This is a genomic window from Pseudoalteromonas sp. 2CM28B, from assembly GCF_023161935.1.
This window is the reverse complement of sequence record NZ_JALNTH010000007.1, coordinates 118,288-130,110: the sequence shown is the minus strand read 5'-3', so window position 1 is coordinate 130,110 and position 11,823 is coordinate 118,288. Positions and strand designations below refer to the sequence as shown.

Sequence of the window (11,823 nt, the reverse complement as noted above, 5' to 3'; positions counted from 1 at the left end):
CTATATACCCCTTAATTTTAATTGAATGTTATTCAATTGACTCATTTTGTTAATGCGGTTTATGTTCTCAAAGCAGCTCCATTAAAATGTAGCGGCTATAAAAACAAAAATTTTTAAATCAATGGGTGATCAGATGAGGATTAACAACATGAATCAAAGCCTACCGTTTAGGTTAAATAACTTAAAAGTGAGTACAGCAGTGGCTGTGGGTGCATCACTTTCGCTATTTGGTGCGTTTTCTGCACACGCGGCACAGCAAACACCTCAAGTACAAGAAGATATAGAGCAAATTAGCGTAATTGGCTCACGCCGTTTAGGGCGCACAGTTGAAGACAGCGCCGTACCTATTGATATTATTGGCGCTGAGGCGCTTACCAGTTCAGGCCTTACGGAAACAAACGCGCTACTGAGCAATTTGTTACCAAGTTTTAACTTTCCACAGGCATCGCTTACCGATGGCAGTGATCATGTACGCCCTGCACAACTTCGTGGTTTAGCACCCGATCATACCTTAGTGCTGGTTAATGGAAAGCGTCGTCATAGTAGCGCACTGCTTAATTTAAATGGTTCAACGGGGCGTGGCTCATCTTCTGTAGATTTAAATGCAATACCAGCTAATGCTATTGAACGCATTGAAGTTTTACGCGATGGCGCTGCGGCGCAATACGGCTCTGATGCTATAGCGGGTGTGATTAATATTGTACTTAAAAGCGCAAGCAGTGGCGGCTCCCTTGCGGCTATTTATGGGGCAAATATCACCGAGATGGATGGTGTGCCTCAGCTTGAATCGGTATCTGAGGGTAGCGATGGCAACCTAGCATTTACCGAAGGCGGCGATCGCTCTTTAACCGATGGGCAAACGCTCACTTTGCAAGGTAATATGGTTTAGAGCTTGGTGATAATGGCTTTTTAAACATTTCGACCGAATACCGCGACCGCCACTCAACTAACCGTGCCGATTACGATCAACGCGAAAACTACGACCGATTAGAAGATGGCTCACTCGACCCCCGCGAGTTTACAGTTAACCGCTATAACCATAACTTTGGTAATGGGGATGTAGAAGACCTATCGGTTTTTTATAATGCAGGGTATCAATTAGCTAACGATGCAGATTTGTATTCATTTGGCTCTTACTCTAAACGTGAGGGTGAAGGCGCTGGTTTTTATAGACGCGCAAGCGATAGCCGTAATATAGTAGAAATATACCCCGACGGTTTTTTACCTGTGATCACCTCAGATATAAACGACTACTCACTCGCGTTAGGTGTTAAAGGCTTTATAAGTGATTGGAACTACGATGTATCGGCTGTGTATGGTGAAGATGCATTTGAATTTGGTGTAACCAATAGTTTAAATACCTCATACGGCCCAACAAGCCAAACACGCTTTGATGCAGGTACGCTGACATACGATCAACTTACTTTAAATGTTGATTTAAGCCGCGAAGTGGATGTCAGCTTTTTAGAAAGCGCGGTAAGTGTTGCCATTGGGGCTGAGTACCGCACAGAAGGCTATCAAATAGAAGCTGGCGAAGAAGCCTCATACGCACAAGGCTCATTTGGCCCAGGTGGCGTAGTCACAGGCGAAGATGGCCCATTTGGTGCAGCAGGTGCGCAAGTATTTCCAGGCTTTACACCCGAATCAGAAGGTGACAACAGCCGCCATAATGTAAGCTTTTACATAGACTTAGAAACCTACCTGACAGATGATTGGAATATAGCTGTGGCAGCCCGTTACGAGGATTACTCAGATTTTGGCGATACACTTAACGGCAAAATTGCAACGCGCTATTCGTTAACCGAAGATTTAGCCATACGCGCCTCAGCCTCAACAGGGTTTAGAGCGCCTTCATTACAACAGCAATATTTTACTTCGGTTGCTACCGTATTTGTTGATAGCGTTCCGACCGAAACCGGCACCTTTGCACCAAGCAGCGATGTAGCCAAAGCGCTTGGATCACCGGGCCTTGATGCCGAAGAAGCCACTAACTACGGGGTTGGCTTTACTTGGTCTACCGACTTTAATTTCAGCTTATCGGTTGATTACTATCAAATACTAATTGATGACCGTATTGTTTTATCTAACAATTTATCGGGCGCAGCAATAGAAGAGCTACTAGCAGGTACGGGCGCTAACCAAGGCCGCTTTTTCTTAAACGCTATAGATAGTAAAACGCGTGGTGTTGATGTGGTTGCCTCGTACAACTTAATCACCGATGGCTATGGTGATATTGCCTTTAGCTTAGGGTATAACTACGGCAAAAATGAAGTCACTGATATTATTGACCCGCCCGCTGAACTGCAAGGTGCTGGGTTTGATCAAGACAACTTGTTCTCAGGTACAGAGCTGCGCCGCTTTGAAGTAAGCACCCCGCGCAATAAATACAATTTAAGTGCTACATGGACCCATGATGCGCTGCGTACCACACTAAGAACTACGCGTTATGGTGAAACCCAAGACCCTTCATCAACGCCTGAGCTAAACGAGGTATTAAAGCCTAAGTGGATCACTGATTTAGATGTAGCCTATGCCGCTACCGATAACCTAACGCTTAGTTTAGGTGCCAATAACATATTTGATGTATACCCAGATCCTACCCGCGAAAATGTAGAAGAAGTCTCTACTTTTTCTCGCTTGTTTGCTTATTCGAGCTTTTCGCCCTACGGATTTAATGGCCGTTACGTGTACGGCAAAATAGAAATGAAGTTTTAAGCGCTATACATTTAAAAAAGTACTCAAAAACACAAAAGCCACCTAGTCGGTGGCTTTTTACTGCGAACTGCTCAAATCAATTAGATTTTAGTTAACCAGCCGTGTTTGTCTTCACTTTTACCCCATTGAATATCGTTCAATGCTTGGCGTAATCGCGCTGTTGTAGGACCTGGCTCGCCACTGCCTACTTTGTATTCTTTATCGTTATGAATAAACGTGCCTACCGGTGTTAATACCGCAGCAGTGCCTGAAAGTGCAGCTTCTGTACCTGGCTTTGCAGCACGCTCTAAAAGCTCGGTAACGCTAAAGTTACGCTCGCTTACCGTCATACCTAAATCTTTTGCAATGGTTAAAATGCTATTACGGGTTACGCCATGTAAAAACGTGCTATCAAGCGCTTTGGTAATAATTTCGTTACCATCAATAAGAATAAAGTTAGCTGCACCTGTTTCTTGTACGTCGCCGCCAGGGCAAAACAAGATTTGATCGGCTTGGTATTTTTCGCGCGCTGCGCTAATTGGTGCAAGTGCACTGGCGTAGTTACCGCCACTTTTTACCATGCCCATGTGCGGGGCACAGCGCATGCCATCTTCTTCAAGTAATACGCGTAGTGCAGTAGCGCCGCCGGTAAAGTAATCGCCAACTGGCGATAAAAGTGTATATAACAACGAGCTCATTGAAGGTGCAGCCGCTTTACCAATGGCAGCCTCTGTTCCTATGTGAGTTGGGCGAATGTACATAGAGCCCGGTGGCAATGGCGTTTCATCAGCATACTCTTTAACAATCTCGATAATCATGTCTTTTAGCATTTGACCGTCAAAACTTGGTAAGCTTAATAGCGCAGAGCTTTGCTGCATACGCGCAATGTTTGCATCTATTCTAAAAATATAAATAGAGCCATCTTCGTGGCGAAAAGCTTTTAAGCCTTCAAAACACGTGCTTGAATAATGAAGGACGTGCGCGCCCGCATGAAGTTCAAGTTTATCGGAAGGGACGATTGAGCTTTCGCTCCATTGGTTATCAGAAAAACGAGCTTGAATCATCTGCGGCATAAACACGGTACCGAATGCGGCCATTTTAATCTCTCTTGTGTGGTCTATTTTTCTCCATTGTATGACATTCATGCATCATTTAACCATAGCAAAACTGAGGCTTTTTTAATTATCAAAAAGAATTTTTTGCAACTGCTGTTTATAAATTGGCCATATTGCTAAGCACATACAAAAAAGCCGATTAATGCACCTTCATTAATCGGCTTTTTAAAGGCACATTATTTATTTAAACGAGTACCTAATAATACGTTTTAATACCGAGCTGTATTGTTTAAAAAAACCACCTGTATGATAATCAATACCGTGCTTTTGCATAATGGCTTGCACTTGCGGGGCCACTTCTTGATATCGTGAGGACGGCATATCAGGAAATAAGTGATGCTCAATTTGGCAACTTAAATGCCCAGTTAAAACATGAAACCAATGCGGGCCTTTGATATTAGATGAGCCTAAAACTTGGCGATAGTACCACTGCCCTTGCGTTTCGTTTATGCAGTCTTCTTGTTTAAAGGTTTCGGTGTCCTCGGTAAAGTGGCCACAAAAAATAATGGTTGAAGTCCATAAATTACGGATCAAATTTGCCAGTAAGTTGCCTGCTAATACCCATAAAAACAAAGGGCCTGCCAATAAAGGAAATATCACATAATCTTTTATTAATTGGCGCGCACCTTTACTAAAAAAGCGCTGTTTTAGGGTAGAATGCGATACACCCCCTTCGCGGTTTTCTTTCTTTTTACCTATAAACACACGTTCCGCTGCCAGTTCGTGATACGACACACCCCACTGAAACAGCACACTTAAATTTATATATGTAATAAACTGCCACACATTTTTTAAGCGCCATTTAAAATCATTGCTTAAACGCAATAAACCATAACCAAAGTCGCGGTCTTTACCAATAATATTAGTGTAGGTGTGGTGCTCAAAGTTATGAACGCGATGCCAACTTTGCCCATCGCAAGCAATATCCCATTCGTAGTGTTGCGAGTTAAGCTGCTTGTCGTTCATCCAATCGTATTGGCCGTGCATAACATTGTGGCCAATTTCCATGTTGTCTAAAATTTTTGCCAGCGCTAATAACAGTACACCCGCAACCCATAAAAGTGGCTGAATAAAGCCCAGCATAAGTAAAATACGGCCACTCCACTCACATAGCCGCTGCTTTTTAACGACCGAGCGAATGTAGTTTGCATCTTGTTGCCCTACTTTGCCTAGCGTATCCATTTTTATGCTATCTAAATCGTGGGCTAACTGATCAAAGTTTATGTTTTTCATAGCTGTAACTCCAAGTCGCTAACAGGTTGACTTACACACAGTTGAATTAACTGCTCGCCGTTATCACTCAACTCACCAGTTTTTAAATTACGCACCACGCCCGACTTTTTAATGCACTGGCACTGGTGGCAAATACCAATGCCACACCCGCGTTTAACCGGTAATTGTTTTGCTTCAAACTGTGCTAACAATGCGTTGTTAGCATTTACGATATGAGCGCTGCTATTAATCTGTACGTTAAACAGGCTGTCGTCATTTTGGCTTGGCAGCGTTAAACCAAATGCCTCTTGGTAGTAATTTAAATGGTGTTTTTTAGCAAAGTCACACACCGTTTTCATGAAGTTTGCAGGCCCACAGCAGTATATATCTGGGTTTTCCCATACATTTACATGGCGAGTAATATCATCTGATTGCTCGCGTGTGAGCAGTAAAAACGAAAAATGCGAAAACTGGTTTGCTAATGCGCTTAGCTCCTCTACACATTGGTGTGCAGCAGCTTTGGCATAATAAATTAGCGATACTTTTTGTGTGGTATGTTTTAAATACTCACTAATCATGGCAAGCATAGGTGTAATTCCCGAGCCACCCGCTATAAACGTTGCATTGTTTTGGGTGTTTTTATAAACAAAGTCGCCACTAGGCGCTGAAATATTGCACCACTCACCGACTCGTAAAGCCCTGCTTAAAAGGCTTGTAAAACGCCCTTGCTCATTAGTTTTAATTAATAAACGCACCAAGCCCGTTTTTTTAAATTGCTCAGGGCTTGAGGCAACCGTAAACACACGAGTTAATAAACGCCCGTTTATTTCTACCGTTAAACTAATATGTTGGCCAGCAATGTGTGCCTGCCAGTGCTGAGTAGGCTTTAAGGTAATACTTAAAAAATCACCATTGTGCTGCGTCAGCTCTTCTATTTTTGCTCTATAAAGACCAGCACGCCACGCAGGCTTAACCATTTGCATTATGGGCTCAATGTAGCCTGCAAAGCTTTGATGGTGTAAAAACCACTTCGAAAATTGGTCTAATACTTTAGTAATCATCACTATTAATCTCTTGGATATTAAATATTGAATTTGAACTTACATGTGTACGCTCAAACTTCAGCGCACAAGTGTACGCCCAAAAAAATTAATTTCAATAGTATTAGAGTAAATATTCAGTTTTTTAGCGCAATTTTTACGCATCTCTCTAATTTAAAGCGCTGTACTAAAGCCTCAATTAAGGTGTAATAAATAGCTGTTTAAAATATTAAAACCAGCCATACAGCACTGCGGGTAAACTCTTTATGATTGAAATATATATAGTTTTTATTAAAGCGCTACATTTAGCAAAATCTGCAGCAGCATGCTAATGTAGGTATTACTTGCTTATTTATTGGACAGGACAACAACTGTGTTTTTACCAACAAAAACGATTGCTAAAACATTATCAACAGCGTTCATAGCTGTACTCGTTTCAACGCCGGTGGCAGCTGTAGATTACAAAACCCTTGATGTATTACCGCTCAATGTAAAGGCCGTCAGTGTGGCTAAAGGGGTAACTATCCCCTGGGCTATTGAGCCGTTAAGTAATGGTGATTTACTTATAACCGAGCGAAGCGGCGCACTTTATTTACTACCTAAAAACTCATCAACCTTAACTAAGCTCTCGGGTTTGCCACAAATTGATGCCAACGGGCAAGGCGGTTTACTAGATTTAGCCCTACATAGCGGACCAAACGATAACCAATGGCTTTACATAACTTACTCAAGTACCCAAGGCGCTAAAAGTGGCAGTAATACAGCCCTAATGCGCGCCAAGCTTAGTGACGATCGCACTGAGCTTTTAAGCATACAATTACTATACAAAGGTGAGCATAACAGCACAAAAGGCCAGCACTACGGAAGCCGTATTGTGTTTGATAACCAAGGGTATGTTTACTTTTCGATTGGCGATCGCGGCTCGCGCGATAAAAACCCGCAAGACTTAACTCGTGATGGCGGTAAAATTTATCGCTTACACGCTGATGGCCGTATTCCTAAAGATAACCCGTTTGTAAATCAAAAAAGCGCTAAACACGCTATTTGGTCATACGGACACCGTAACCCGCAAGGCATGTGGTTTGAAAAAACAACACAAACGTTATGGTCTCATGAGCACGGCCCACGCGGCGGCGATGAGCTAAACATAATTAAAGCGGGCGCTAATTATGGCTGGCCGGTGGTTAGTTATGGAGTTAATTACAGCGGTACTTCGTTTACCGACATACAAGAAAAAGACGGCATGCAATCGCCCGTACTGCATTGGACCCCCTCCATTGCCCCTTCTGACACGTTATTGGTTAGCAGCGATAAGTACCCGCAATTAAAAGGCAAACTTTTGCTATCGTCTATGAAATTTTCGTTTTTAAGTGCACTGGAAATATCTAACAAAGGTGTTTCAAAGCAATATAAAATTTTAGAAGGAATAGGCCGCGTCCGCAGCTTAGCACAAGGCAGTGATGGCTATATTTACTTAGGCATTGACGGACAAGGAATTAAACGCCTTGAGCCTGAGCAATAAAACCGTTAGTAACCGCAGCATAGCAAATAATGCGTTTACCTTGTTTTTATATAACAAGGTAAACGCCCTTCAGCTAAAAGAACTATTTAGCTCTTTGTAGCGTATGGTAATGCTAGGGCGTGTTGATCTTTGATGGTTGAATTTGCAGCAGTATGTTTGGTTTTTAGGCAAGGCAGAGCCTATGAAGTGTGGTTACTCCCCATAAATAGGCGATAACGCAGCATAAATGCCAAACATACGCTGCCCTTTGGGTTCTGCCTAGGGGCGATAAACTCTTTGTTGCCTACATGGATGTAGGTAAGGGGCGTGAGCAGGACGCGGAAGCTTTGCTCGGTTTTTACTTAGCCCACTAGGTTACAAACCTCGCGCCGCGATTTAATCGCCCCTAGATTGAACAAATTTCAATCCGCAAAGATCAACACGCCCTAATACTTTTATAAAACTAAGGAGCCACATGTTTTCACTATTTAAATCAGACCCGACAAAAAAACTACGCAAAGAGTATGACGCAAAGCTTGAGCAAGGCATGCAAGCACAGCGTAAAGGCGATATTAAAAGCTACGCCATGTTAAGCGCAGAAGCCGAAAAAATCTGGAGTGAAATAGAAGCGCTTGAAGCTAAAAAAGCCAGATAATACCAATCGTGTTAAGTAATTAGACATTTATAGCGACGGATAAATAGAGTGATAACAAGGCATAAGTTTCGACATGTAGTTTTTCTACATGAGAAATTTATAACGCAGTTAACGCTTTATTTAGCACGCGAGAAAGGCTAAATATTTAAGTCGATTGGTATAAATATCGTGTCTGTACTGTTTTAAAAGTAGAAAGACGCGTTTAGCAAATAATTCATCACCTCGTTTTATAGCCTCCACCAGCCAAAAACCACCTTTTATAATAGGCTTGCATAAACAAATGTACTTAAAGCGGTTACTTATATTTTCGATGCAGTTTTTATTGGCGGTTAAATGATTAAAAAAGGGGTTTGGATGTCATTTTAAATCTTTAGCGCTGTATTTGCTTACTGCGCTGGCGTTTTTCCTCCTAAGTCAGAAAATGAGGACAATTTCCTCTTTTCCACCTGCCATAAAAAGAACACCCCGCCTTAAAGTTTAATACTCGCAATGTGTTACAAGATTTGTTATTAATATTAAAAATAATTAAGAGGACATACATTGCTCATAAAAAGAGGAAAGTGTCCTCTGATAAAGCTGTTAGGTTGCATATGAGCACCGAGATTGAAGTAATGTATGTGGATTGTGGCGAACATGGTAAGCGAGTTGCAGCTGTCGTCTGTTGCCATTTGTTGAAACCAGAAGGTGTGCCTGTAGGCTTTATTGAAAACTCTAGCGAGCCTAATGACCTTCAAGCGTGGTGTTACAAATGTGAAGCCTTGTTTGATGAAGAAGATGGTATGACTGAGAAGTTTCGAGCCTTTAATAAAATGTCGGTTGTGTGTGTCAATTGTTATGAAACATCAGCTGATTATCACAGAGTCGATGCTCAATAGTGTTTGTTGTAAACCAGCAACCTAACAAGCCAAGTCAGCGGGAATTTTACTCGCTGTACAACGCTCATAAAATCCCCTGCTTGGGGCGTTACGTGCTCTTTTATTCAATTAGATCAAGGTCATAAAATTAGGTATGAAAACAGGTGTTATTATTTTCCTCGTGGTACTGAGTAGCATGTTAGGCATCATGCTTGGGTTTAAGTTGGCTAGTGTGCGTGAGGTCGGTGCTATTTGGCTATGGCTAGTTGAATTGGGAACTGTGTTGGCTGGCTTCGGAACTGTTTTTGCTTCTTATGTGGGTTACTTGGCTTTGAATAATTGGAAATCTCAATCAAAGGGAGCGTCAACATTAAATCGACTTCTTCAAAACCAAGAATATATTGCGATCCTATGCTGTGAGTTTTTGGATCGTTCTACAAATTTAATGGGCGATGAAAAAGATGATATGAATGAAATTGTAAAGAAAACGGATAAAAACTTTGCAATTCTTTCTCGTCAATTACAACCTAATACTGAAATCCTAGAAATGAAAAAGTTATTACAAATGCCAAGAGTTAGAATTCGTGACTTTGGGGTATTGTGGGATGATGAAAAGAAAAAATTGCGGAAGTTAGAGTTAAAAATAAATGTGTATATTGCTCGCAACTAGCACGCACATAACAAACGCTTCAAACCTGATTCGTAAACGCGTGCGGACTCCGCTTCTCTTCATTTGGGCACAAGTTCACTCACAGTATAAGTGGGCGTTACACGCATGGATAATGCATGAGTCTTGAAGATGAATTTGATGAGTTACAAAGACTCTTCGCACAAAAAGATTTATTAACTGAGCCAAGTCGGTCATCACGCAGCGGCTTCATGGAAATTCTCTTGGCAAAGAGAAAGAATATGAAAATAAAAATATACCAAGAAAAAGGGCACCACTTACCGCATATCCATATCGACTACGGAAGGCAACAACATGCAGCTAGTTACGCCATCGAAACAGGTGAGCGAATTGAGGGTAACCTACCTAGGAAATATGATAACGATGTTTCTAATTGGCTTGAGCAGAATCGAGATAAAGTTTTAGAAATCTGGCAATCCTTACAAGCGGGTATGCCACATGAGCCACTATTAGCTGGGTTAGCCGGTGACGTGTAACAAAGCATTATGTGCCAGTGCAATATGGAGTAAGCATTGAGTTTTAGTGTTCAATCAAAATTATTAATTAGTGCAGGTGTTATAACTTCCGCTTCTGCGATCTGGCACCTACTCTGTATTTTGGGCGGTCCTAGTTGGTTTGCATTTGCTCGGGCACCTCAACAAATAATCGACTCTTCGATTCAAGGAACTTTACTTGCTCCAATTGGCACAATAATCGTTGCAAGCTTAATGTTTGCTTGTACTATTTTTGCTTTTTCAGCAGTTGGTTTAATTCGCAAAGTTCCTCTGCTCAAGTCAGCTTTAATTACCATTGCAATGATCTGCTTATTGCGGGGATTAATCGCTGTTCCTACATTTGTAACGTCCTCAGGTTTAGATACTTGGCAAATTGTAGCGAGTACTGTTTGGATTTATGTTGGTATTTGTTTTTCCGCTGGTAGTATAGAACAATATAGTCTCGGTAAATTAGGCACATAGAAAACTTCTTAAACTCTTCGCCCCATTTATTAGGTCTCACTATTATTTCCCTCATACACATTCTCAGGATTTATTTGCATTAGCAATGCTGGGTTGTCTATCGGTTTAAACCCGTATTGCGCATAAAGGCCATGGGCATCAGAAGTGGCTAATAAAAAGCGCCTAAGCCCTTGCAGCTCAGGGTGCTCTACTATCGTTTTTATGAGTAACTTGCTCAAGCCATTACCTTGCAAATCTGGGGTAATAAATACATCAGCCAAATAGGCAAAGGTGGCGTTGTCGGTTACTACGCGGGCAAAACCAACTTGCTCGTTATCAGCGCTGTAAACACCAAAGCACATTGAGTTATCAATCGCTTTTTGCATAACGCTTTTAGGTATTCCTTTAGCCCAATAGCTATTAGCAATAAAGTTATAAATAACGTTAAAGTTAAGCTTGCTTTTATCTGTGCTTATTTTGAAATTGTGGGTATTTACAGTCATAATTTATTGTCTTTTAATCATAAAATTTGAATCAATAATCTTTAACATTTTTTAACTGTTTATCATGTACTTTTGAAAGCAGCAATATCGAGCAAATAGCCCCAAGTAAGGCAATTCCCATATCAGATTGAGTATCCCATACGTACCCTTGCGTACCTAAAAATGCTTCTGCGTTTTCACCGCTTAATACTGCAACCCACCACTCTATTAGTTCGTAAAAAGCACTAAACGCTAAACATATCGATACAACAAACACATTTAGCCAGCCTTTACCATTTACTACGTTTTTACGTAGTAATATTTCACGCGCTAATAATGCAGGCACGAACCCTTGAAAAAAGTGCCCTACTTTATCGTAGTTGTTACGCTCACAGCCAAATAAGTTATCAAACCAAGGGACTTCGGCGTAGGTGTAATGCCCGCCAACCATTAACACAATACAATGCGCTAATATAAAGCCATATAAAATGGGGGTGAGTTTAAAATGCTTATAGCTGCTTGCCATAAGCACTAAACCAATTATTGCGGGGATTACTTCAAGCAGCCAAGTAAACTGATCTTTTGGGTTAATTCCGGACCAAGTTAATACAATAAAAAACAGGCCAAGCCATAAATACTTCATTTAG

Annotated in this window: 11 protein-coding genes and 1 pseudogene; 7 read left to right on the top strand and 5 right to left on the bottom strand. The window is 41.4% G+C overall.

All coding sequences use genetic code 11. The features are described 5' to 3' along the window. Nucleotides 1-148: 148 nt before the first annotated feature. A pseudogene (locus tag MTN96_RS12175) lies at nt 149-2,715 on the top strand (TonB-dependent receptor plug domain-containing protein). An 80-nt stretch (nt 2,716-2,795) separates the two neighbouring features. Here MTN96_RS12175 and MTN96_RS12170 read toward each other — a convergent pair. From MTN96_RS12170 to MTN96_RS12160, 3 genes are all read right to left on the bottom strand, one after another. Then, nucleotides 2,796-3,839, bottom strand: a complete 1,044-nt coding sequence (locus MTN96_RS12170) for a branched-chain amino acid aminotransferase (protein ID WP_083901793.1) — start codon at nt 3,837-3,839, stop codon at nt 2,796-2,798. A 150-nt stretch (nt 3,840-3,989) separates the two neighbouring features. Further along, the gene (locus MTN96_RS12165; protein ID WP_248531749.1) at nt 3,990-5,042 is read right to left on the bottom strand and encodes an acyl-CoA desaturase; all 1,053 of its coding nucleotides are present in this window, start codon (nt 5,040-5,042) and stop codon (nt 3,990-3,992) included. Next, on the bottom strand, nt 5,039-6,082 hold the full coding sequence (locus tag MTN96_RS12160) for a flavin reductase family protein (RefSeq protein ID WP_248531856.1): 1,044 nt from the start codon (nt 6,080-6,082) through the stop codon (nt 5,039-5,041). Before MTN96_RS12160 ends, MTN96_RS12165 begins: the two co-directional genes overlap by 4 nt. A 400-nt stretch (nt 6,083-6,482) precedes the next feature. Here MTN96_RS12160 and MTN96_RS12155 point away from each other — a divergent pair, with 400 nt between their 5' ends. From MTN96_RS12155 to MTN96_RS12130, 6 genes are all read left to right on the top strand, one after another. Next, nucleotides 6,483-7,583, top strand: a complete 1,101-nt coding sequence (locus MTN96_RS12155) for a PQQ-dependent sugar dehydrogenase (RefSeq protein WP_248531855.1) — start codon at nt 6,483-6,485, stop codon at nt 7,581-7,583. 454 nt (nt 7,584-8,037) lie between these two features. Further along, nucleotides 8,038-8,217: a DUF6435 family protein gene (locus tag MTN96_RS12150; protein ID WP_029772742.1), complete on the top strand. Its 180-nt coding sequence runs from the start codon at nt 8,038-8,040 to the stop codon at nt 8,215-8,217. 590 nt (nt 8,218-8,807) lie between these two features. Then, nucleotides 8,808-9,092 (top strand): hypothetical protein, encoded by a 285-nt coding sequence (locus tag MTN96_RS12145; RefSeq protein ID WP_121638215.1) that lies wholly within the window; start codon nt 8,808-8,810, stop codon nt 9,090-9,092. A 133-nt stretch (nt 9,093-9,225) separates the two neighbouring features. Then, on the top strand, nt 9,226-9,741 hold the full coding sequence (locus MTN96_RS12140; RefSeq protein WP_121637613.1) for a hypothetical protein: 516 nt from the start codon (nt 9,226-9,228) through the stop codon (nt 9,739-9,741). Between the two features lie 239 nt (nt 9,742-9,980). Further along, nucleotides 9,981-10,235, top strand: a complete 255-nt coding sequence (locus tag MTN96_RS12135; RefSeq protein WP_248531747.1) for a DUF4160 domain-containing protein — start codon at nt 9,981-9,983, stop codon at nt 10,233-10,235. 36 nt (nt 10,236-10,271) lie between these two features. Beyond that, the gene (locus MTN96_RS12130) at nt 10,272-10,715 is read left to right on the top strand and encodes a hypothetical protein (protein WP_162985994.1); all 444 of its coding nucleotides are present in this window, start codon (nt 10,272-10,274) and stop codon (nt 10,713-10,715) included. A gap of 29 nt (nt 10,716-10,744) precedes the next feature. On the opposite strand, the gene MTN96_RS12125 is transcribed toward MTN96_RS12130, so the two are convergent. Next, complete coding sequence (locus tag MTN96_RS12125) at nt 10,745-11,197, bottom strand: GNAT family N-acetyltransferase (protein WP_248531745.1); 453 nt, start codon at nt 11,195-11,197, stop codon at nt 10,745-10,747. A 31-nt stretch (nt 11,198-11,228) separates the two neighbouring features. Then, nucleotides 11,229-11,819, bottom strand: a complete 591-nt coding sequence (locus MTN96_RS12120; protein ID WP_248531743.1) for a DUF2238 domain-containing protein — start codon at nt 11,817-11,819, stop codon at nt 11,229-11,231. Nucleotides 11,820-11,823: the final 4 nt, after the last annotated feature.